Source organism: Micromonospora sp. HK10 (assembly GCF_000982955.1).
GTDB lineage: Bacteria > Actinomycetota > Actinomycetes > Mycobacteriales > Micromonosporaceae > Micromonospora.
On record NZ_KQ058665.1, the window covers coordinates 1 to 20,227 of the forward strand.

Sequence of the window (20,227 nt, forward strand, 5' to 3'; positions counted from 1 at the left end):
CCGCGGGGCGACGGCCACCACCCCGCGGCCACCGGGGCGGCACGTCGTCCCGGTCGTGCCGAGCCGGGTCGCCAAGGCGTGAGCCGGGTAACCCCCGCAGCGGGGTGCCTGCCGATTCGCCGTCCGGCGCTGACACAATGGCGGCATCGTGACCGATACCTTTTCCGCCGGATCCGGCCGCTACCCGGCCGACGCGCCGGCCTCCGAGGCCCTGTTCGACCGCGCCAAGGCCATCGTGCCCGGCGGGGTGAACTCACCCGTGCGCGCGTTCCGTGCCGTCGGCGGCACCCCGCGCTTCATGGTCCGGGGGGAGGGTCCCTGGCTCTTCGACGCCGACGGTCGACGGTACGTCGACCTGGTCTGTTCGTGGGGCCCGCTGATCCTGGGGCACGCCCATCCCGAGGTGGTCGAGGCGCTGCGCGCCGCCGCGGCGCTCGGCACCAGCTTCGGCACCCCCACCCCCGGCGAGGTCGACCTGGCCGAGGAGATCATCGCGCGGACCCCCGTCGAGCAGGTCCGCCTGGTCAACTCCGGCACCGAGGCGACCATGTCGGCGATCCGGCTGGCCCGCGGCTTCACCGGCCGCGCCAAGATCGTCAAGTTCTCCGGCTGCTACCACGGTCACTCCGACGCGCTGCTCGCCGCCGCCGGCTCCGGCGTGGCGACCTTCGGCCTGCCGGACTCGCCCGGCGTCACCGGCGCCGCCGCCGGCGACACCATCGTGCTGCCGTACAACGACCTGCGCGCGGTGGAGGAGGTCTTCGCCGCCGAGGGCCGGCACATCGCCGCGGTCATCACCGAGGCGGCCGCCGGCAACATGGGCGTGATCGCCCCTCGCGACGGTTTCAACGCCGCGCTGGCCCGGATCGCCCACGCGCACGGCGCGCTGCTCATCGTCGACGAGGTGATGACCGGCTTCCGGGTCTCCCGCGCCGGCTGGCACGGCCTCGACCCGTCCGACGCCGACCTGTGGACGTACGGGAAGGTCATGGGTGGCGGGCTGCCCGCGGCGGCGTTCGGCGGGCGCGCGGAGATCATGGCGCGGCTGGCCCCGGCCGGCCCGGTCTACCAGGCCGGCACGCTCTCCGGTAACCCGCTGGCCTGCGCCGCCGGCCTGGCCACCCTGCGGCTGGCCGACGACGCGCTCTACCGCAAGCTGGACGAGACCGCCGCCACGGTGGGCAAGCTGGCCACCGACGCGCTGGCCGCCGCGGGCGTGCCGCACCGCCTGTCGACCGCCGGCAACATGTTCTCCATCTTCTTTACCGACGCCGAGGTGGTCGACTACGACACCGCCCGCACCCAGCAGGTGCCGGCGTTCAAGGCGTTCTTCCACGCGATGCTCGCCGCCGGCGTCTACCTGCCACCGAGCGCGTTCGAGTCGTGGTTCGTGTCGGCGGCGATCGACGACGCCGCCCTGGACCAGATCGCCGCCGCGCTGCCCGGCGCGGCGACCGCTGCGGCGGTGGCGGGACACGGGGGTTGACGGTGCGCGCGACGAGCGGGGCCGGGTCGCGGACGAGAGGGGCTCAGGCGTGAGTGAGACGGTGGTCCACGTGCTGCGGCACGGCGAGGTGCACAACCCGGACGGGATCCTCTACGGCCGGCTGCCCGGCTTCCGCCTCTCCGAGCTGGGCGTCCAGATGGCGAAGGCCGCCGCCCAGGCGCTCGCCGAGCGGACCGTGGTGCACGTGGTGGCCAGCCCGCTGGAACGCGCCCAGCAGACCGCCGAGCCGATCGCCGCCCAGTTCGGGCTCCCGGTCGGGGTGGACGAGCGGCTGATCGAGAGCGCCAACTGGTTCGAGGGCAAGAAGGTCTCGCCCGGCGACGGCTCGTTCCGGGACCCGCGCAACTGGTGGGTGCTCCGCGACCCGCTCACCCCGTCCTGGGGTGAGGCGTACCAGGCCATCGCGGAGCGGATGTTCGCGGCGCTGCACGCCGCCCGGATCGCCGCCGAAGGGCGGGAGGCCGTGCTGGTCTCGCACCAGCTGCCCATCTGGACCCTGCGCCGCCACGTCGAACGCAAGCGGCTCTGGCACGACCCGCGCCGGCGGCAGTGCGGGCTGGCCAGCCTCACCACCTTCCACTTCGACGGCGCCAAGATCGTCGGCATCGGCTACTCCGAGCCGGCCGCCCACCTGATCGCCATCTCGCCCGGCGCCCGGACGGCCAAGGGCGCCTGATGCGTACCCGGAGGCTCGTCGCCGCCCTGCTGGTCGCCGTCAGCACCGGTACGGCGCTGGTCGGCTGCTCCTCCGGCAACCAGGAGAGCCGCTGCGCGGACCGGAGCGGCATCATCGAGTGCGCCCCGGACCAGCGGTCGGCGCCCCCCGCGCTCGCCGGTGAGCTGCTCAGCGGCGGCCGGTACGACGTCTCGCAGGACCGGGGCACGGTCGTGGTGGTCAACTTCTGGGGCTCCTGGTGCGCGCCCTGCCGGGCCGAGGCCGACGACCTGGAGGCCACCTACCAGGCCACCAAGGCGTCCGGGGTGACCTTCCTCGGCATCAACGTGCAGGACAGCAAGGACAAGGCGATCGCCTTCGAGGAAGGCCGGATCAGCTACCCGAGCCTCTTCGACCCGGCGAGCCGGCTGGCGCTGGCCCTGGACATCCCGCCGAACACCATCCCGGCCACCGTGGTGCTGGACCGGGAGGGCCGGATCGCCGCCGTGGTCCGGGCGGCGGTCACCCAGGAAGGGCTGCGGCCGATCGTCGAGCGGATCGCGGCCGAGCAGCCCAGGTCCGGGTCCCGCTGATGGGCGAGACGTTCCGCCAGCTCGCCGAGTCCGGCCCGCTGCTGCTGGCCATCGGCGCGGCGGCGCTCGCCGGGCTGGTCAGCTTCCTCTCCCCGTGCGTCCTGCCGCTGATGCCCGGCTACCTGTCGTACGTCACCGGCCTGGCCGGCGCCGACCTGGAGGGCCGGGAGCGGCCCCGGTCGACGGCTCCGGTGGCGGCGGAGCCCGTGCCCAATCCGGGCGGCGGCGTGGACGTGGCGGAACGGACGGCGGCGCCGGCCCGGACGACGGCCGCGGTGAAGGGGCGGGTGCTCGCCGGCACGCTGCTCTTCATCGCCGGCTTCACGGTCGTGTTCGTCGCCACCGCGATCCTCTTCTCCGGTGTCGGCCGGCTCTTCTTCGAGTACGAGCGCACGCTGGAGATCGTCATCGGTGCGCTGGTGGTGCTGCTCGGCCTCGGCTACCTCGGGGTGATCCCCGGGCTGCAACGCGAGTTCCGGATCCGGCGGCTGCCCGCCGCCGGGCTGCTCGGCGCCCCGGTGCTCGGCGCGGTCTTCGCGCTGAGCTGGCTGCCCTGCACCGGCCCGACGCTCGGCGCGGTGCTCGGCATGGCGGCCGTGGAGGGCAAGTCGGACCGGGCCGTGCTGCTGGCCGTGGCGTACTGCCTCGGGCTGGGGGTACCGTTCGTCGTCTTCGGGCTGGGCTTCCACCGCCTGCTCGGGGTGTTCCGCGCCGTCCGTCGCAACAGCCGCTGGGTCACCCGGATCGGCGGCGCGCTGCTGATCCTGATCGGCCTGGCGCTGGTCACCGGCGGGTGGCAGGGCTTTGTGATCTGGCTGCAGACGCACGTCGGCACGGGCGAGGTGAGCATCTGATGACGACCGTGGACGACCGCCCGGCGGCGCCACCGGCCGGCGCGCCCCGGCGGCGGGTCAACCCGGTGCTGGCCCTGCTGCGCAACTCGTGGCGGCAGCTCACCAGCATGCGTACCGCGCTGATCCTGCTCTTCCTGCTCGCGGTCGCCGCCATTCCCGGCTCGGTGCTGCCGCAGCGCGGAGTCAACCCGGAGAAGGTCAACCAGTACTTCATCGACCACCCCGACCTGGCCCCCCGGCTGGACCAGCTCGGCTTCTTCGGGGTCTTCGGCTCGGTCTGGTTCTCCGCGATCTACCTGCTGCTCTTCACCTCGCTGGTCGGCTGCATCCTGCCCCGGACCCGCGACCACGTCCGCGCGCTGCGGATGCGGCCGCCGGCCGCGCCGAAGCGGCTCGACCGGCTGCCCCAGCACGCGGTGCTCGAGGTGCCGGCCGCCGCCGACCCCGCGGCGGTCGCGGCGGTGCTGCGCCGCCGCCGCTGGCGGGTCACCGTGCGCGGCAACGAGGTCTCCGCCGAAAAGGGCTACCTCAAGGAGACCGGCAACCTGCTCTTCCACGTCTCGCTGGTCGCCGTCCTGCTCGGGGTCGCGCTCGGCTCCTGGTACGGCTGGCACGGCAACCGGATCCTGGTGGCCGGCGCGGACAACGCCTTCTGCAACACCCGCCAGCAGTACGCGGAGGCGTCGCTCGGCCCGCGCGTGGACAGCGCCGACCTCCCGCCGTTCTGCCTCACCCTGGACCGGTTCGAGGCCGACTACCTGGCCTCCGGGCAGGCGTCCCGCTACTGGGCCACGGTGACCGTGGACGAGACCGACGGTTCGACGCGGACCGCCGGCTTCTCGGTGAACTCGCCGCTGCGGCTCGGCCCGGCCAACGTCTACCTGCTCGGCAACGGCTACGCGCCGGTCCTCAGGTACACCGACCGGTACGGCCGCACCCAGACCAGCGTGGCGCCGTTCCTGCGCACCGGCGACCAGAACGCGACGGAGGAGGGGGTGGCCGCCTTCCCGGACGCGAACGTCGACCCGAAGACCGGCGCCCGCGCCCCGGACCAGCAGGTCGCCTTCGACGGGCTCTACCTGCCGACCGCGCCGGAGACCGCGCCGTTCGTCGCGTCGCAGTTCCCGGCGGAGCGGAACCCGGCGGTGGTGCTGGTCGCGTACCGGGGCAACCTCGGGCTGGACGCCGGCATCCCCGGCTCGGTCTACCAGCTCGACCAGCGGCAGATCGACAGCGGCAAGCTCACCCAGATCGGCGACAAGAAGCTCGGTCTGGGCGAGAAGTGGACCCTGGACGACGGCAGCACGCTGGAGTTCGTCGGCACGAAGCCGTACATCACCATCTCGGTGCGGCACGCTCCCGGGCAGGCGCTGATGCTGGTCGCCTGCGGGACGCTGCTGCTCGGCCTGATGGGTTCGCTCTTCGCCCGGCGCCGGCGGGTCTGGTTCCGGGTTTCGCCCTCCGAGGGTGGATCTCCGACGAGCGGTAGTAGTTTGGTGGAGGCCGGTGGGCTGCCGCGCACCGACCATCCGGGGTTCGCCGACGAGTTCGCGCAGCTCGTCGCCGCGATCAGCGACGACGGGCGGGCCGACCGCCCGGCCCGAGAAGGAGCCGAGTGATGTCCGCACTCTCCGACCAGCTGGTCACGTTCGCGATCCTGGCCTACCTGGTCGCGATGATCAGCCACGCCGTCGAGTACGCGCTCGGCAACGTCCGCGCCGGGTCGGCCCGGACCGCCCCGGCCCGGGAGCTGGTCGGCGCGGGCGTCGGCGGTTCCGGCGGGGCGGTCGAGACGCCGGTCGCCGCCGCGGTCGAGGCACGGCCCAGCCGATCGGCGGCCCGGGCGCTGATCGCCGGCCGGGTCGCCGCCTGGCTCACCGTGCTCGCCGCCGCCCTGCACCTGGGCGCGGTGGTCACCCGGGGCATCGCCGCGGGGCGGATGCCCTGGGGAAACATGTACGAGTTCGTGCTGACGGTCACCCTCATCGGGGCCGCCGCCTGGCTCGTGGTGCTCTGGAAGCAGCCGTCGCTGCGCCGGCTCGGGCTCTTCCTGACCCTGGTCATGGTGCTGCTGCTGGCGTTCGCGGAGCTGAAGCTCTACGTGGAGGTGGTGCCGCTGATGCCGGCGCTGCGCTCCTACTGGTTCATCATCCACGTGTCGACGATCATCTTCGCCTCCGGCATCTTCCTGCTGGGCGTGGTGCCGGCCGCGGCGTACCTGTTGCGGGCCGGCTGGGAGCAGGGGCGGCGCAGCTTCCCGTACACCCTGGCCCGGCGGCTGCCGGCGGCGGCCGGCCTGGAGCGGCTGACCTTCGCGCTGCACGCCTTCGCCTTCCCGATCTTCACCTTCGCGGTGATCGCCGGGGCGATCTGGGCCGAGGCGGCCTGGGGCCGCGCCTGGGGCTGGGACCCGAAGGAGACCTGGGCGTTCATCTCCTGGGTGGTGTATGCCGGCTACCTGCACGCCCGGGCCACCCCGAGCATCAGGCGGAACGTGGCCACCTGGATCGCCGTGGTGGGCTTCCTGACCATGCTGATGAACCTGTTCGGGGTCAACTTCTTCTTCACCGGCCTGCACTCGTACGCCGGCGTCAACTGATCTGTCAGCGCGGGGCCCGGCGCGCGTGCCGGGCCAGCGTGCCGGTCAGCACCTCGTCGATCCGCTGGGTGATCTGGTAGGCCACCTCGGGCAGGTCGGCCAGGTCGAGCCGGTCGGCCCGCAGGGCGAACTGGGCGTGCAGCTCGCGGGCCACCGCGTCCCGGATCTCCGCCTGGAGCGGCGTCAGCCCGTCCGGATTCCCCACCACGTACGCGTCGTCCATGCGCCCCATCGTGCCGCGCCGTGGCGAAGCTGTCAGTGACACAAAATGTAGGACTACACTTCTAAGAAATGTAGTTCTACGAATTGCGGTGAGCGCATGCCCTTGCCGGAGAAGCCCGCCGGGATCTTCGATCGGACGGTGGAGTGGGCCGAACTGGCCGGGTTCGTCGCCGACTCCCGGCCCGGGGCGACCCTCGGCGTCGTCAGTGGTCGCCGACGCCAGGGCAAGACGCTGCTGCTCTACGAGCTGGCCCGGGCCGACGGCGGCTTCTACTTCGGCGCGACCGAGGCCACGGCGACCGAGTCGCTGCGCCGGCTGGGCGAGGCGCTCGGCGCGTACACGGGGGCTCCTGGCCCCGTCCACCTGGCCAACTGGGACGCCGCCGTCGACGCCCTGCTCGCGCTCGGGCGCGACCGCCCGGTGACCGTCGTGCTGGACGAGTTCCCGTACCTGGTGCGTGCCGCCCGGGACCTCCCCTCGATCATCCAGCACGCGCTCACGCCCGGTCGGCCCCAGCGGACCGGGTCGCGGACCCGCCTGCTCCTGTGCGGCTCCGCGCTCTCCTTCATGGGGGGCCTGCTCGCCGGCTCGGCGCCGCTGCGCGGACGGGCCGGGCTGGAGCTGCCGGTGCAGCCGCTGGACTACCGGGCGGCCGCCGCGTTCTGGGGGATCGAGGACCCGCTGCTGGCGGCCAGGGTCTTCGCCATCGTGGGGGGTACGCCCGCCTACCGGCGCGAGTACGTCCAGGACGACGCACCGGCCGGCCCGGGGGACTTCGACGAGTGGGTGGTGCGGGCGGTGCTCAATCCCGCCCGTCCGCTGTTCCGGGAGGCCCGGTATCTGCTGGCCGAGGACCCCGACCTCCGTGACACGTCGCTGTACCACTCGGTGCTCGCGGCGGTCGCGGACGGCAACGCCAGCCGGGGCGGCATCGCGGGCTACATCGGGCGGAAGGCCAACGACCTGCAGCATCCGCTGACCGTGCTGGAGGACGCCGGGTTGTTGGTGCGCGAGCCGGATCCGTTCCGGAGCGGCCGCAGCAGCTACCGGATCACCGAGCCGCTGATCACGTTCTACCAGGCGATCATGCGACCGGCCTGGACGGCACTCGAGCAGCGCCGGGGCGCGGACGTCTGGCGACGGTCACAACGCCGGTACGCCAGCGCGGTCCTCGGCCCACGCTTCGAGGAGATCGTGCGCCAGTGGTCCCTGCGCTTCGCCGACCCCGATGTGCTGGGTGGGCCGGTCGCCGAGGCGACCGCCGCCACGGTGACCGATCCGGCCAGTCGGACGAGTCACGAACTCGATCTGGTCGCCCTCGGCGAACCGCCACTGGGGGACGGCCCGCGGCCGTTGCGGGCGATCGGTGAGGCGAAGTGGGGGCGACAGCTCGGCCCCGCCGACCTGGACCGGTTGGAGCGGATCAGGTCGCTCCTCGTGGCGCGCCCCGGCTTCGACGCGGCGGCCACCCGGCTGGTGCTGACGAGCGGCCAGGGCTTCGCCGACGAACTCGTCCGGGTGGCGGCGGGGCGGCGGGACGTGGTGCTGCTCGACCCGGCCCGGCTCTACCGGGACTGAGCGGTCCGCTCACCCGCCGAACCAGCCGGGGACGTCGAGCCGGAAGACGTCGGCGGGGACCATCCGGCGCAGGTCGTCCTCGATGGCCGCGACCCGGTCGGGGCCCAGGGTGGCCGCCCAGCGGTCGCGCAGCTCGTCGAAGACGACAGCCGAGCGGCGCAGCCCGTCGTACCCCTTGGCGGTCATCCGGACCAGCTTGCGGCGGGCGTCGGCGGGGTCGTCGGCGCGTTCCAGGTAGCCGAGTGCGACGAGGCGGTCGACGGTCTTGCCGGCCGCCTGCTTGGAGACACCGAGGCGCTGGCCGAGGTCGGAGGCGGTGGTGCCGCCCGCGCCGACGGCCTGGAGCACGAAGCCGTGGGCCGGGCGCAGCTCGGCGTGCCCCTGCCGGGCCAGCTCGGCGTGCAGGTCGTCGATGAGCGTACGGAAGCCGGCGAGCAGCAGCAGCGGGAGCACGAATCCAGGTCGGTCAGGCGTTGCCACGTTCGACAACCTCATTTACTATTTGGTCAACCACGTTGACTATCTTACGCGAAGGGCTCCCTCATGTCCCGACCTGTCTTCACCGCCCACACCACCGGCAGCGCCCCCGCCGCCGCCCGACCGACCATGACCGCCATCGAGCGCACACAGGGGCACCTGCCCACCGCCGTCGGCCTGATGGCCGAGTCACCCGAGCTGCTCAAGGGCTTCCTCGGCGCGGTCGCCGTCTTCGACTCCACCGACCTCGACCCGGTCGCCCGCGAGGTGGTCGTGCTGACCGTCGCCACCCGCCACGAGTGCCACCTCTGCGTGGCCATGCACACCGCGACGCTCACCCGGCACGACGCGGCGCCCGAGCTGATCGAGGCGCTGCGCGCCGGCAGGGCGCTGCCCGACCGCCGCCTGGAGGCGCTGCGCCGCCTCACCGTCGCGGTCCTCGACCACCGGGGCGCCGTCCCCGACGAACACCTGGACGCCTTCCTCGCCGCCGGCTGGCAGCCCCGACACGCCCTGGACGTGGTGCTCGGCGTCGGCGCGTACACCATCTCCACCTTCGCCAACCGGCTCACCGGCGCCCCGGTCGACCCGCCGCTGGCCGCGTACGCCTGGACGCCCGGCCGCTGACCGGGCCCCGCGCCCCGGTCCGTGGCCGGCCGCCGGTCAGGCCCTCGGCGCGGTCGAGCCCTCGCCCAGTAGGGCGTCGAAGAGGACCGGCTGCTCGATCTGGAGGTGGTGGCCGGCCACGTCGAGCACGGCGAACGGCGCGCGGGTAGTGCGGCAGCAACGCGATCGGGAGGTGTGACGGAGTCCACACCGGGTCGGGCCGGCGACCCGGCTGGGGCAGCACCGGGGGCGGTGCGGGAGACTGGTGGGATGGCGGCTCGTGGCTTCCCGTACCCCGATCTCAAGGACTTCCTCGCGGCCCTGGAACGCGCGGGCGAACTGCGGCGGGTGAGCGTCCCGGTGGACCCGACGCTGGAGATCAGCGAGGTGGTCACCCGGACCGTCCGCGCCGGCGGCCCGGCGCTGCTCTTCGAGCGGCCCACCCGGGGCGAGATGCCGGTGGCGATCAACCTGTTCGGCACCGAGAAGCGGATGGCCATGGCGCTCGGCGTCGAGACGCTCGACGAGATCGGCGAGCGGATCGGCGAGCTGCTCAAGCCGGAGCTGCCGCAGGGCTTCGCCGGCATGATGGGCGGCCTCGGCAAGGTCATGCAGCTCAAGTCGATGCCGCCGAAGAAGGTCCGGACCGCCCCCTGCCAGCAGGTGGTCTACCGCGGCGACGACGTCGACCTGAACCGGCTGCCGGGGCTCCAGGTCTGGCCGGGCGACGGCGGGATCTTCCACAACTTCGGGCTGACCCACACCAAGCACCCGGAGACCGGCAAGCGCAACCTCGGCCTCTACCGGCTCCAGCAGCACGGCCGGAACACGCTCGGCATGCACTGGCAGATCCACAAGAACTCCACCGCGCACCACGCGGTCGCCGAGCGGCTCGGCCAGCGCCTGCCGGTGGCGGTCGCCATCGGCGCCGACCCGGCGGTCGCCTACGCCGCCAGCGCGCCGCTCCCCGCCGACATCGACGAATACCTGTTCGCCGGGTTCCTGCGCGGCGAGCGGGTCGAGATGGTCGACTGCCTGTCCGTCCCGTTGCAGGTGCCGGCGCACGCGCAGGTCGTGCTGGAGGGCTACCTGGAGCCGGGCGAGCGGCTGCCCGAGGGGCCGTTCGGCGACCACACCGGCTTCTACACGCCGGTCGAGCCGTTCCCGGTGCTGCACATCGAGACGATGACCATGCAGCGCGACCCGGTCTACCACTCGATCGTCACGTCCCAGCCGCCGCAGGAGGACCACGGCCTCGGCAAGGCCACCGAGCGGATCTTCGCGCCGCTGCTGCGGTTCCTGATCCCGGACATCGTCGACTACGACCTGCCCGCCGCCGGGGTCTTCCACAACTGCGCGATCGTCTCCATCCGCAAGCGCTACCCGAAGCACGCCCAGAAGGTGATGAACGCCATCTGGGGCGCGCACATGATGTCGCTGACCAAGCTCATCGTGATCGTCGACGAGGACTGCGACGTGCACGACTACAACGAGGTCGCCTTCCGCGCCTTCGGCAACGTCGACTACGCCCGCGACCTGCTCGTCACCGAGGGCCCGGTCGACCACCTGGACCACGCCTCGTACCAGCAGTTCTGGGGCGGCAAGGCGGGCGTCGACGCCACCCGCAAGCTGCCCACCGAGGGCTACACCCGGGGCTGGCCGGAAGAGATGACCATGGCGCCCGAGGTGGCGGCCCTGGTCGACAAGCGCTGGAAGGAGTACGGGATCTGATGACCACCGTGCTGGAACCCGTCGAACGCCCGGGCCGGGTCAGGTCCTTCCTCAAGCTGGTCGCGATCGAACACTCGGTCTTCGCGCTGCCGTTCGCGTACCTGTCGGCGCTGACCGCCATGCAGGTGCACGGCGGCCGGGTGCGCTGGCTCGACCTGCTGCTGATCACCGTGGCGATGGTCGGCGCACGGACCTTCGCGATGGCCGCCAACCGGATCCTCGACCGGCGGATCGACGCGCGGAACCCGCGTACCGCAAACCGGGAACTGGTCACCGGGGCGGTGAGCGTCCGGACGGCGTGGACCGGCGCGGTGGTGGCGCTGGTGGTGTTCCTCGCCACGGCCGCCCTGCTCAACCCGCTCTGCCTGGCGCTCGCCCCGCTCGCCGTGGTGCCGCTGGTCGTCTACCCGTACGGCAAGCGGTTCACCAACTGGCCGCACGCCATCCTGGCGATCGCGCAGGCGGTCGGCCCGGTCGGCGCCTGGCTGGCGGTCACCGGCACGCTCGCCGGCTCCGGGCCGGCCTGGCTGCTCGGCGCCGCCGTCGGGCTGTGGATCGGCGGCTTCGACCTGATCTACGCCTGCCAGGACTCCGAGATCGACCAGGAGATCGGGGTGCACAGCGTGCCGGCCCGCTACGGCCGCCGGTTCGCCCTGCACGCCTCGACCGTCGCGCACGTGATCACCTTCGCGCTGTTCATCTGGTTCGGCGCGCTGGTCGGCTTCGGCTGGCTCTGGTGGATCGGGCTGGCGTTCACCGCCGTCGCCTTCGGCTACCAGCACCTGGTGGTCAGCCCCACCGACCTCAGCAAGGTCAACCGGGCGTTCTTCACCGCCAACGGCTTCGTCGGCATCGCGCTCTTCGTCTTCGCCCTGCTCGACCTGGTGATCCGCCTCGGCCTGCGCGGCTGAGCCGGCAACCGGCCGGCCGGCGCCACGGCTGCGGCCGGCCCGGGGTCAGGGCGTGGCGGTGGCCGGGTAGCGGGCGCTCTCCAGGGTCCAGTCGACGGTGCCCCGCACCGCGTTGGCCAGCCCGTCGAGGTGGGCGGTGACCGACTCGTCGAGCGCCGGCCCGAACGACGGCACGGCCGCCCGCAGCGCGGTGAACCGGGCCATCTCCGCCCGCCACCGCGCCGCCACCAGCTCCACCGCGGTGTCCACCGGCACGCCCCGCTCGGCGGCCACCGCCAGCACCAGGTTGTGGCCCCCGGCCGTGGCCCGGTCCCGGTCCAGCGAGGCGATGTCGTTGAACCAGGAGAGCAGGTCGTTGGCGAGGCCCGCGAGCCGGCGCAGCGCGGGATGGAAGTAGACCGGGTCGGGCAGCGGGCGCCGGGTGGCGAACTCGATCAGCGGGAACGAGACGTACGCCGCCGAGGTGGTCCGGCGCAGCTCCACGTACTCGGCCACCCCCGGCGGCCGGCCGGCGGCCCGGGCGACCGCCTCCCGCCACACCCCGTCCAGGTGGTCGGCGACCGCGTCGGCGAAGCGCAGCCGCCAGCGGGCCGGCATCCGCTGCCGGGGCTCCCGCCAGGCCTGCACCAGCAACCGGCGCAGCGGACCGGAGAATCCGGGATGCCGGGAGCGCGGCCCCTCCCGGAGCAGGGCCAGCGTGCCGTCCCGCAACCCCCGGATGCCCCCCGGATCCGGCCGGCCCGGCCCGTCGAAGGCGTCGTCGACCAGGAAGAACCAGGTGAACAGGGCGGTCAGCACGCGCAGGTCGGGCTCCTCGGCGTCCGGGTAGAGCCGGCCGGCGTACCGGGCGAAGCCGGCCCGGGACAACCGCCGCCGGGCCGCCGCGTCCAGCGGCAGCCCGAGCCGGTCGAGCTGATCGAGCAGCCAATCCTGCACCGGATCGGCGTACGGGGAGAGCCGGGGCGGGATCGGGCAGTCCGCCCGCAGCGACCGGAGCACCGCCTCCGCCATCACCGATCCCTTCCGTACGCACTGGGTCGACGGAAGCATGGCAGGTCGCCGGGCCGGCCGCCGCCCCGGCGGACGATCGACCCGGGTCGCGTGGTCGAGCCGTTCCCGGGGGGTGGCCGCCCGCCCGGCCGCCCGACCAGGCAGGCTGGACGGCATGCGCGAACCATGGGTGGTGGGCGTCTCCGGGGCCTCCGGCACGCCGTACGCGGCCGCCGTCATCCGGGGCCTGCTCGACGCCGGCGCGGCAGTGGATCTCGTCGTCTCCCGGGCGGCCCGGCTGACCATCCTCGACGAGACCGGCCGCCCGTTCCGGGACGGCCGCTGGGCCGAGGACCTGGCGGCCTGGCTCGGCCGCGACCTCACCGGCGCCGACCTGCGGCACTGGCCGGCCGGTGACCTGGCCGCCGGCCCCAGCAGCGGCTCCTACCGGGTACGCGGGATGGCCGTCGTCCCGGCCAGCACGGCCGCCTGCGCCGGCATCGCGATCGGGCTCTCCAAGGACCTGTTGCAGCGCGCCGCCGAGGTGAACCTCAAGGAGCGGCGGCCGGTGGTGATCGTGCCCCGGGAGACCCCGGTCACCCGCAGCCACCTGGAACACCTCATCGCCTTGCACGACGCCGGCGCCGTCGTGCTGCCGGCCAGCCCCGGTTTCTACGGCGCCGGGGCGGCGGCCTCCGCCCAGCAGCTGGTCGACTTCGTGGCCGGCAAGGTGCTCGACGCGCTCGGCGTACCGCACACCCTGTTCCGGCGCTGGTCGGGTGAGCTGGCGGCGGACCGGCGGGGTGCCGGGCAGCGCTGACGGCCGGGCCGTCCCGCTGCTGGCCGGCGGGGCGCGGGGCCGCCCTCCGGTCGGCCCCGCGCCCCGGCCGGCGTCGCGTCAGTACATGCCGGCGTTCGCCGGACCGGACCCGGTCGTGGCGGTCGGGCCCATGTTGCGTGGCTTGCCCATGTCCTCCGCCTCGTCCAGCATGCCCTCCCCCTCAAGCAGGGCCCGCACCTCGGATTCCCGAAACCGGCGATGCCCGCCTGGAGTCCGGATGCTGCCTATCCGGCCGGCCGCTGCCCATCTGGTCACGGTCTTCGGGTCAACCCGAAACAGCGCGGCGACCTCACCCGGTGTCAGCAGGCGATCTCCAGTGTCCACAGCCCCCTCCTCGCGTCGACGAAGCCCCCGGCTGAACACACTGCCCCCGGCCGGTGCGAGCCCAGAGCCGTCATGAGGGACGTATGGCAATTACAGCACCGGCGACCTGGCGTGTCCGCCAAACGCGAAAAACGCACGGACTGAGAAGTTAGTAAATGGTACCGGCGTAGAACCCCCATGACGGACCGTTTGTGAATGGCAACGCGACGTCATGTTCAACCGGTACCGACCGTCTCGCGTTACGGCCGAACGGATAAGGTCACTCTCCGTGGATGCGATCGACCTGAGTCTCGTGGAGCTGCTGCGCGGCAACGCCCGCCTGTCGTACGCCGAGCTGGCCCGCCAGGTGGGGCTCTCCGCCCCGGCCGTACACGAGCGGGTCGGCAAGCTGGAGTCCAGCGGCGTGATCCGGGCCTACCGGGCCGAGGTCGAGCCGGAGGCGGTCGGGCTGGCGGTGACCGCGCTGATCGGCATCGTGGAGGACTCGACCGCCGACACCGACGACGTGCTGGAGGCGTTCCGGCAGATGCCGGAGATCGAGTCCTGTTACTTCATGGCCGGGGTCGAGTCCTTCCTGCTCAAGGCCCGGGTCGGCACCATCGCCGAGCTGGAGCAGCTGATCGTGCGGCTGAACCGGACGGCCGGGGTCGCCTCCACCCGTACCGGCATCGCGCTCTCCACGAAGTGGGAGAACCGCCCCCAGCCGATCGCGCCGGCCACCTCCTGACCGCGCCCGCCGGCCAGCTCCTGACCGCGCGCCGGCCACCTCGTGACCGCGCCCGCCGGCGGCGGCCCTGGTCCCGACCGGCCCGGGGCGTTACCGTGCGCCGATGACGACACGAGGGCGGGGCGCGGCCGTGGTGACCGGGGCGGCCGGCGGCCTGGGCCGGGCGATCGCCGCCGCGCTGCACGCCGACGGCTGGCCGGTGCTGCTCACCGACGTGCACGCCGCCGGGGTCGAAGCCGCCGCCGCGCCGCTCGGCGGCTGGTCCCGCACCCTCGACGTACGCGACGAGGCGGCCTGCGCCGACGTGGCGGCGGAGGCGGCCGGCCGGACGCCCGGCGGCCTCGGCCTCTGGGTGAACAACGCCGGCATCCTGGCCACCGGCCCGTCCTGGACGCACGACGCAGCGACCCGGCGCCGGCTGGTCGAGGTGAACGCGCTCGGCGCGATGACCGGCACCCTCGCGGCGCTCGCCGTGCTGCGCGAGCAGGGCCACGGGCACGTGCTCAACGTCGTGTCGCTGGCCGGGCTGATCGCCGCCCCCGGCGAGACCGTCTACGCGGCCAGCAAGCACGCCCTGCTCGCGTTCAGCCTCGGCACCCTCAACGACCTGCGGATGGCCGGCCTCCGGGACGTACACGTGTCGTGCCTGTGCCCGGACGGGATCTGGACGCCGATGCTGCACGACAAGCTGGACGACCCGGGGGCGCTGGCCTCCTTCACCGGGACGCTGCTCACGCCCGAGCGGGTCGCCGCGCGGGCCGTGCGGCTGGCCCGCCGGCCGCGCCCGGTGGTGAGCCTGCCGCGCTGGCGCGGCGCCCAGGTCCGCCTCCTCGACACGTTCCCCCGGCTCGCCCTGGCGCTGACCCCGGTGGTCCGGGCGGCCGGCCGGGCCGGCCAGCGGCGGCAGGCCCGCCGGGTCCGCCCGGAGGCGAGCTGACCTCGCTTGTTAGGTTGCCGACGTGACTCATCTCGACCGGTGCGACGAGGCCAGCCGGAGCTGGGTGACCGAGGCGATCGCGGCCGTGGAGGCCGACGCGAACCGCTCGGCCGACACCCACCTGCTGCCCTTCCCGCTGCCCCGGGCGTGGGGGATCGACCTCTATCTCAAGGACGAGTCGGTGCACCCGACCGGCTCGCTCAAGCACCGGCTGGCCCGCTCGCTCTTCCTCTACGGCCTCTGCAACGGCTGGATCGGCCCGGAGACCACCGTCGTGGAAGCCTCCTCGGGCTCCACCGCGGTCTCCGAGGCGTACTTCGCCCGGATGCTCGGGCTGTCGTTCATCGCGGTGATGCCGGCGTCCACCTCGCCGGAGAAGATCGCCCAGATCGAGTTCCAGGGCGGGCGCTGCCACCTCGTCGAGGACCCGGCCAAGGTGGTGATCGAGGCACGCTGGCTCGCGGAGGACACCGGCGGGCACTACATGGACCAGTTCACCTACGCCGAGCGGGCCACCGACTGGCGGGGAAACAACAACATCGCCGAGTCGATCTACGCGCAGCTCGCGCTGGAACGGCACCCCGTGCCGGCGTGGATCGTGGTGGGCGCCGGCACCGGCGGCACCAGCGCCACCATCGGCCGCTACACCCGCTACCGCCGGCTGCCCACCAAGCTCTGCGTGGTCGACCCGGAGAACTCCGCCTTCTACCCGGCCTGGCTGGCCGCCGACTGGTCGGTACGCACCGAGCGGGGCTCCCGGATCGAGGGCATCGGCCGGCCCTGCGTCGAGCCGTCCTTCCTGCCCTCCGTGGTCGACCGGATGGTCCAGGTCCCGGACGCCGCGTCGCTGGCCGCCATGCGCGCCGGTTCGGCCGTGCTGGGCCGCCGGGTCGGCGGCTCCACCGGCACCAACCTGTGGGGGGCGTTCGGACTGATCGCCGGGATGCTCGCCGCCGGCCGGACCGGCTCGGTGGTCACCCTGATCTGCGACCCCGGGGACCGCTACGCGCACACCTACTACGACGACGAGTGGGTCTCCCGGCAGGGCCTCGACCTCGCCCCGCACCTCGCCACCATCGACCGGTTCCTGACCACCGGCGCCTGGCCGGCCTGAGTCAGCGCGGGTCGATCCGCTCGGCCAGCCCCGGATAACGCACCACGAAGCCGGCCGGGTCCAGGTCCAGGTCGGCGGTGAAGCCGTCACCGGCGTACCGGACCCGGGCGGGCCCGAGCGACGTGTAGACCTGCTCGGCGGGGACCACCAGCAGGCTCGGCACCAGCACCCAGGCCACGGTCACCGACCGGGCCAGGTCCGCCGGGGCCCGGCCCAGCCCGAGCCGCCGGACCGGGAGCGTGTTCGTCAGCGGCGAGCCGCCGAGGTCGACGTCGAGCGCCGCGGCCAGCCGGTCCGGATCGTCCGTGCCGGGCAGCCCGGCCGCCGGGTGACCGGCGGCGCCGAGGGCACCGTCCAGGTCGCCCTCCTCGCCGGTGCGCACCCGCCAACCGTCCGCGCCGCGCTCCAGCCGTACGCTCCGCGACCAGCCGGCCCCCTCGGTCTCCACCTCGAGCCGGTTGGTCGACCAGTCCGCGCCCACCGTCAGCCGGTAGCGGCAGGTGTAGGGGATCGGGTCGACGGCCAGCTGCACGCCCTGCGCGCTGAGTCCCTGACGATCGTCGAGGACGACGTGTTCCGCGCCGGCGGTGTCGGTCCGGGCCCAGAAGAGCGACTTCGGCATGGTCGGCATGAATCGGACGTTACGCCAACCGACGGGCACCGGCACGGGATGCGCGAACGCCGCCGCCGGGCCGGGGCCCGACGGCGGCGTCCGTCCGTTGGTCAGTGCTCAGTGGGTGCGTGCCGGGGATCGCCCGCCGAAGCCGCGCCGGTCGTCCCGGCCGGAGCCCTCCGCCCGGAAGCCGCCCCGCCGGTCCGCCGGCCGGACGTCCCCGCCCCGGTCACCGAAGCGCCGGTCACCCCGGGCGTCCCGGTCGCCGTAGCGCCCCTCGCCCGGCCCACGGTCGTCGTGCCGCCGCTCGCCCCCGGCGCGGTCCTCGTGGCGCCGCTCGCCCGGCGCGCGGTCGTCGTGCCGCCGCTCGGCGAAGCCGCGCCCGCCGGCCGGTCGGTCGCCGAACCGGCGCTCGCTGGTCGGTCGGTCACCGTAGCGGCGCTCGTCGGCCGGCCGGTCGCCGTAGCGGCGGTCGCTGGTCGGCCGGTCGCCGTAGCGGCGGTCGCCGGTCGGCCGGTCGCCGGAGCGGCGCTGGTCGCGGTCCCGGTCGAACGTGCCCCGGTCGGGGTAGCGGCGTTCGCCCCGGTCGCGGTCGAAGGAGCTGCGGTCCCGGTCGACAGGGCCGCGGTCCCGGTCGAAGGAGATGCGGTCGCCGGGACGCCGGTCCCGGTCGACGGGGCCCCGGTCGGCGTAGCGGCGCTCGCCCCGGTCCCGGTCGAACGTGCCCCGGTCCCGGTCACCCGAGGCGCGGTCGGCGTAGCGGCGCTCGCCCGGGCCGTCGGCGCGCTCGCGGCGTGCCCCATCCCGGTCGCCGTAGCGCCGGTCCCGGTCGGCCGGGCCCCGCCCTTCGAAGTGCCGCTCGCCGCGTCCGTCCCGGTCGCCGTAGCGGCGGTCCCGGTCGGCCGGGCCCCGTCCCTCGAAGTGCCGCTCGCGGCGCGTCCCGTCCCGGTCGCCGAAGCGGCGGGCACCGGACGGGCGGTCGCGGCGCGGCTCGGGCTCGTGGCGGACCGGGACGCCGCTCGGCTCCCGGGCACCGGTCAGCTCGGTCAGTGCCGGGTCACCGGCGCGCACCCGGGTCTCGGCCGGCGCGACGCCCGCCTTCTCCAGCATCGACAGGGTGGTCCGGCGCTGCTTCGGCAGCACCAGGGTGGCCACCGCGCCGGACTCGCCGGCCCGGGCGGTCCGGCCCGCCCGGTGCAGGTAGTCCTTCGGGTCCTTCGGCGGGTCGACGTGCAGCACCAGCGACACCCCGTCGACGTGGATGCCCCGGGCCGCCACGTCGGTGGCCACCAGCACGTTCATCCGGCCCTCACGGAACTCGGCCAGGGTCCGGGTCCGCATCCGCTGGGTCTTCCCGCCGTGCAGGCCGCCGGCGCGTACGCCCACCGCGGCGAGCTGCTCGACCAGCCGGTCGACGCCGAGCTGCGTACGGGCGAAGAGCATGGTGCGGCCGTCCCGGGCCGCGATGGACGCGGCCACCGCGAACTTGTCGTGCGGCGGGATCAGCAGCAGGTGGTGGTCCATGGTGGACACGGCAGCCGTCGCCGGCGCGGTGGAGTGCGTGACCGGATCGGTCATGAACCGCTTGACCAGCGAGTCGACGTCGTTGTCCAGGGTGGCCGAGAAGAGCAGCCGCTGGGCGTCCGCGGGCGTCTTCGCCAGCAGCTCGGTGACCTCCGGCAGGAAGCCCATGTCGGCCATCTGGTCGGCCTCGTCCAGCACGGTGACCTCGACGTCCTCGAGACGGCAGACGCCGCGCTCGATGAGGTCGCCGAGCCGGCCCGGGGTGGCCACCACGATCTCCACACCCCGCCGGAGCGCGTCGATCTGCCGGTCGTACGGTACGCCGCCGACGGCGGTCTTGAGGAAGATGCCGACGGCCTTGCCGAGCGGCACCAGCGCGTCGTTGACCTGCATGGCCAGCTCGCGGGTGGGGACCAGGACGAGCGCCCGGGGGTGCAGCGGCCGGGCCCGGTTGCGCTCGGCGAGCCGGGCTATCACCGGCAGGCCGAAGGCCAGCGTCTTGCCCGAGCCGGTCTGGCCCCGGCCGAGCACGTCGCGGCCGGCGAGGGCGTCCGGCAGGGTGGCCCGCTGGATCTCGAACGGGGTGGTGATGCCCTGCCGGGCCAGCGCGTCGACGAGCTGCCGGGGCAGGCCCAGGGCGGCGAAGTCGACGGGGTCGGTGACCGGGAGCGCCGGCGTGGGGGTCTGGTCGGTGGACGGGGACGTGCCAGGGGCAGCGTAGGTGGTCAAGAAATGCCTTTCGAGCGGGGCGCATCTTCGCGATGGCCCGCCGCGGCTCCGTACGCCGCCGATTCGCCCGCAAGATCGCCCATGGGCGCGCGAACGGCGCGCCGGGTCAGTGATCCCGACAAGTGTACGGCGGCTCGGCGGGCGCGGCATCGCGCCGCGAACTCGTAGTGGGCGGGCTCACCCCGATTGCCGCCTACCCGCCGGTCAACCCGCGCAGCGCGTCGTTGGCCAGGAAGACCACCAGCAGGCTGATCGCGATCAGCACGCTCAGGGCCACAGCCAGCACGATCACCACCCGGGTGTTGCTGGACCGGGTCGCCGGGCCGTCCTCGGCCCAGCCCTGGGCCAGGATGTGGCCGGTCAGCGAGCCGGAGTTCTCCAGCGGGTTGCCCGGCGGGAAGGAGACCGTGGTGAAGCCGGGCCCTTCCGTCCCGCCGTACCGGGTGCCGGACAGGTCCGGCGCGGCCTGCTGCCCCGCCCGGTCCGCGGGTCGGCCGGCCGAATAGGTCCGGCCAGCCGCGGCGCCGGGCGCGCTGGGGCTGGCCGGCGGCGGCCAGACCGGCAGCGCGGGGGCCGGCACGACGGGCGGCGCGGAAACCGGCCCGCCCGCCGGGCTGGCCATGGCGGGCGGAGGAGGGAACGGCGGGGCCGGCATCGGACCGGGCGGAGGCGGGGGAACCGGCGGGGCCGGTGT

At 74.1% G+C, this 20,227-nt stretch carries 21 protein-coding genes; 14 read left to right on the forward strand and 7 right to left on the reverse strand.

Going from position 1 to position 20,227, the window contains the following annotated elements:
- The first annotated feature begins 148 nt into the window (after nucleotides 1–148).
- Genes hemL through ccsB form a run of 6 tightly spaced genes read left to right on the forward strand, consistent with a single transcriptional unit; the run spans nucleotide 149 to nucleotide 6,208 of the window.
- Nucleotides 149–1,486: a glutamate-1-semialdehyde 2,1-aminomutase gene (gene hemL / locus LQ51_RS02255; protein WP_046562939.1), complete on the forward strand. Its 1,338-nt coding sequence runs from the start codon at nucleotides 149–151 to the stop codon at nucleotides 1,484–1,486.
- A gap of 49 nt (nucleotides 1,487–1,535) precedes the next feature.
- Nucleotides 1,536–2,183 carry a histidine phosphatase family protein gene (locus LQ51_RS02260; protein ID WP_046562940.1) on the forward strand — a complete coding sequence of 216 codons (648 nt, stop codon included), beginning with the start codon at nucleotides 1,536–1,538 and terminating at the stop codon, nucleotides 2,181–2,183.
- The gene (locus LQ51_RS02265) at nucleotides 2,183–2,755 is read left to right on the forward strand and encodes a TlpA family protein disulfide reductase (RefSeq protein ID WP_046562941.1); all 573 of its coding nucleotides are present in this window, start codon (nucleotides 2,183–2,185) and stop codon (nucleotides 2,753–2,755) included. The genes LQ51_RS02260 and LQ51_RS02265 overlap by 1 nt, the downstream gene beginning before the upstream one ends.
- On the forward strand, nucleotides 2,755–3,609 hold the full coding sequence (locus tag LQ51_RS02270; protein ID WP_046562942.1) for a cytochrome c biogenesis CcdA family protein: 855 nt from the start codon (nucleotides 2,755–2,757) through the stop codon (nucleotides 3,607–3,609). The genes LQ51_RS02265 and LQ51_RS02270 overlap by 1 nt, the downstream gene beginning before the upstream one ends.
- Nucleotides 3,609–5,228 (forward strand): cytochrome c biogenesis protein ResB, encoded by a 1,620-nt coding sequence (locus LQ51_RS02275; RefSeq protein ID WP_046562943.1) that lies wholly within the window; start codon nucleotides 3,609–3,611, stop codon nucleotides 5,226–5,228. The genes LQ51_RS02270 and LQ51_RS02275 overlap by 1 nt, the downstream gene beginning before the upstream one ends.
- Nucleotides 5,228–6,208 (forward strand): c-type cytochrome biogenesis protein CcsB, encoded by a 981-nt coding sequence (ccsB, locus tag LQ51_RS02280; protein ID WP_046562944.1) that lies wholly within the window; start codon nucleotides 5,228–5,230, stop codon nucleotides 6,206–6,208. The genes LQ51_RS02275 and ccsB overlap by 1 nt, the downstream gene beginning before the upstream one ends.
- A 4-nt stretch (nucleotides 6,209–6,212) precedes the next feature.
- Here the strand turns inward: ccsB and LQ51_RS02285 are convergent, their stop codons facing one another.
- Nucleotides 6,213–6,431 (reverse strand): hypothetical protein, encoded by a 219-nt coding sequence (locus LQ51_RS02285; protein WP_046562945.1) that lies wholly within the window; start codon nucleotides 6,429–6,431, stop codon nucleotides 6,213–6,215.
- A gap of 96 nt (nucleotides 6,432–6,527) precedes the next feature.
- On the opposite strand from LQ51_RS02285, the gene LQ51_RS02290 reads away from it, so the two are divergent.
- Nucleotides 6,528–8,009: an ATP-binding protein gene (locus tag LQ51_RS02290; RefSeq protein ID WP_046562946.1), complete on the forward strand. Its 1,482-nt coding sequence runs from the start codon at nucleotides 6,528–6,530 to the stop codon at nucleotides 8,007–8,009.
- A gap of 9 nt (nucleotides 8,010–8,018) precedes the next feature.
- On the opposite strand, the gene LQ51_RS02295 is transcribed toward LQ51_RS02290, so the two are convergent.
- Complete coding sequence (locus LQ51_RS02295; RefSeq protein ID WP_046562947.1) at nucleotides 8,019–8,489, reverse strand: MarR family winged helix-turn-helix transcriptional regulator; 471 nt, start codon at nucleotides 8,487–8,489, stop codon at nucleotides 8,019–8,021.
- Between the two features lie 63 nt (nucleotides 8,490–8,552).
- Between LQ51_RS02295 and LQ51_RS02300 the strand changes: the two genes are divergently transcribed.
- The 3 genes from LQ51_RS02300 to mqnP all read left to right on the forward strand — a co-directional run bounded on the left by LQ51_RS02300 (nucleotide 8,553) and on the right by mqnP (nucleotide 11,734).
- Nucleotides 8,553–9,113, forward strand: a complete 561-nt coding sequence (locus LQ51_RS02300) for a carboxymuconolactone decarboxylase family protein (protein ID WP_046562948.1) — start codon at nucleotides 8,553–8,555, stop codon at nucleotides 9,111–9,113.
- A gap of 249 nt (nucleotides 9,114–9,362) precedes the next feature.
- Nucleotides 9,363–10,823: a menaquinone biosynthesis decarboxylase gene (locus LQ51_RS02305; protein ID WP_046562949.1), complete on the forward strand. Its 1,461-nt coding sequence runs from the start codon at nucleotides 9,363–9,365 to the stop codon at nucleotides 10,821–10,823.
- Nucleotides 10,823–11,734 (forward strand): menaquinone biosynthesis prenyltransferase MqnP, encoded by a 912-nt coding sequence (gene mqnP, locus LQ51_RS02310; RefSeq protein WP_046562950.1) that lies wholly within the window; start codon nucleotides 10,823–10,825, stop codon nucleotides 11,732–11,734. Before LQ51_RS02305 ends, mqnP begins: the two co-directional genes overlap by 1 nt.
- 45 nt (nucleotides 11,735–11,779) lie before the next feature.
- On the opposite strand, the gene LQ51_RS02315 is transcribed toward mqnP, so the two are convergent.
- Nucleotides 11,780–12,745, reverse strand: coding sequence for a terpene synthase family protein (locus tag LQ51_RS02315; protein WP_046562957.1), 966 nt, complete (start codon nucleotides 12,743–12,745; stop codon nucleotides 11,780–11,782).
- A 154-nt stretch (nucleotides 12,746–12,899) separates the two neighbouring features.
- On the opposite strand from LQ51_RS02315, the gene LQ51_RS02320 reads away from it, so the two are divergent.
- Nucleotides 12,900–13,544 carry a UbiX family flavin prenyltransferase gene (locus LQ51_RS02320; protein WP_046562958.1) on the forward strand — a complete coding sequence of 215 codons (645 nt, stop codon included), beginning with the start codon at nucleotides 12,900–12,902 and terminating at the stop codon, nucleotides 13,542–13,544.
- Nucleotides 13,545–13,622: 78 nt separating this feature from the next.
- Here the strand turns inward: LQ51_RS02320 and LQ51_RS02325 are convergent, their stop codons facing one another.
- Complete coding sequence (locus LQ51_RS02325) at nucleotides 13,623–13,889, reverse strand: BldC family transcriptional regulator (RefSeq protein WP_046562951.1); 267 nt, start codon at nucleotides 13,887–13,889, stop codon at nucleotides 13,623–13,625.
- 268 nt (nucleotides 13,890–14,157) lie between these two features.
- On the opposite strand from LQ51_RS02325, the gene LQ51_RS02330 reads away from it, so the two are divergent.
- From LQ51_RS02330 to LQ51_RS02340, 3 genes are all read left to right on the forward strand, one after another.
- Nucleotides 14,158–14,616 (forward strand): Lrp/AsnC family transcriptional regulator, encoded by a 459-nt coding sequence (locus LQ51_RS02330; RefSeq protein WP_046562952.1) that lies wholly within the window; start codon nucleotides 14,158–14,160, stop codon nucleotides 14,614–14,616.
- A 103-nt stretch (nucleotides 14,617–14,719) separates the two neighbouring features.
- Entirely contained in the window at nucleotides 14,720–15,553 is an 834-nt protein-coding gene (locus tag LQ51_RS02335; RefSeq protein WP_046562953.1) for an SDR family oxidoreductase, read from the forward strand.
- 22 nt (nucleotides 15,554–15,575) lie between these two features.
- Entirely contained in the window at nucleotides 15,576–16,667 is a 1,092-nt protein-coding gene (locus LQ51_RS02340) for an L-cysteine desulfhydrase Cds1 (RefSeq protein ID WP_046562954.1), read from the forward strand.
- A gap of 1 nt (nucleotide 16,668) precedes the next feature.
- Here the strand turns inward: LQ51_RS02340 and LQ51_RS02345 are convergent, their stop codons facing one another.
- The 3 genes from LQ51_RS02345 to LQ51_RS33670 all read right to left on the reverse strand — a co-directional run bounded on the left by LQ51_RS02345 (nucleotide 16,669) and on the right by LQ51_RS33670 (nucleotide 20,188).
- Nucleotides 16,669–17,289 (reverse strand): putative glycolipid-binding domain-containing protein, encoded by a 621-nt coding sequence (locus LQ51_RS02345; RefSeq protein ID WP_046562959.1) that lies wholly within the window; start codon nucleotides 17,287–17,289, stop codon nucleotides 16,669–16,671.
- Between the two features lie 108 nt (nucleotides 17,290–17,397).
- Nucleotides 17,398–19,533 carry a DEAD/DEAH box helicase gene (locus LQ51_RS02350; protein ID WP_046562955.1) on the reverse strand — a complete coding sequence of 712 codons (2,136 nt, stop codon included), beginning with the start codon at nucleotides 19,531–19,533 and terminating at the stop codon, nucleotides 17,398–17,400.
- Nucleotides 19,534–19,726: 193 nt separating this feature from the next.
- Entirely contained in the window at nucleotides 19,727–20,188 is a 462-nt protein-coding gene (locus LQ51_RS33670) for a hypothetical protein (protein ID WP_046562956.1), read from the reverse strand.
- Nucleotides 20,189–20,227 lie beyond the last annotated feature (39 nt).

What these genes read in the sequence shown, in the direction of transcription:
- LQ51_RS02265 (WP_046562941.1), top strand. Translation starts at nt 2,183, where the DNA reads ATGCGTACCCGGAGGCTCGTCGCCGCCCTGCTGGTCGCCGTCAGCACC.
- LQ51_RS02270 (WP_046562942.1), top strand. Translation starts at nt 2,755, where the DNA reads ATGGGCGAGACGTTCCGCCAGCTCGCCGAGTCCGGCCCGCTGCTGCTG.
- LQ51_RS02275 (WP_046562943.1), top strand. Translation starts at nt 3,609, where the DNA reads ATGACGACCGTGGACGACCGCCCGGCGGCGCCACCGGCCGGCGCGCCC.
- ccsB (WP_046562944.1), top strand. Translation starts at nt 5,228, where the DNA reads ATGTCCGCACTCTCCGACCAGCTGGTCACGTTCGCGATCCTGGCCTAC.
- LQ51_RS02285 (WP_046562945.1), bottom strand. Translation starts at nt 6,431, where the DNA reads ATGGACGACGCGTACGTGGTGGGGAATCCGGACGGGCTGACGCCGCTC.
- LQ51_RS02290 (WP_046562946.1), top strand. Translation starts at nt 6,528, where the DNA reads ATGCCCTTGCCGGAGAAGCCCGCCGGGATCTTCGATCGGACGGTGGAG.
- LQ51_RS02300 (WP_046562948.1), top strand. Translation starts at nt 8,553, where the DNA reads ATGTCCCGACCTGTCTTCACCGCCCACACCACCGGCAGCGCCCCCGCC.
- LQ51_RS02305 (WP_046562949.1), top strand. Translation starts at nt 9,363, where the DNA reads ATGGCGGCTCGTGGCTTCCCGTACCCCGATCTCAAGGACTTCCTCGCG.
- mqnP (WP_046562950.1), top strand. Translation starts at nt 10,823, where the DNA reads ATGACCACCGTGCTGGAACCCGTCGAACGCCCGGGCCGGGTCAGGTCC.
- LQ51_RS02315 (WP_046562957.1), bottom strand. Translation starts at nt 12,745, where the DNA reads ATGGCGGAGGCGGTGCTCCGGTCGCTGCGGGCGGACTGCCCGATCCCG.
- LQ51_RS02320 (WP_046562958.1), top strand. Translation starts at nt 12,900, where the DNA reads ATGCGCGAACCATGGGTGGTGGGCGTCTCCGGGGCCTCCGGCACGCCG.
- LQ51_RS02335 (WP_046562953.1), top strand. Translation starts at nt 14,720, where the DNA reads ATGACGACACGAGGGCGGGGCGCGGCCGTGGTGACCGGGGCGGCCGGC.
- LQ51_RS02345 (WP_046562959.1), bottom strand. Translation starts at nt 17,289, where the DNA reads ATGCCGAAGTCGCTCTTCTGGGCCCGGACCGACACCGCCGGCGCGGAA.
- LQ51_RS33670 (WP_046562956.1), bottom strand. Translation starts at nt 20,188, where the DNA reads ATGCCGGCCCCGCCGTTCCCTCCTCCGCCCGCCATGGCCAGCCCGGCG.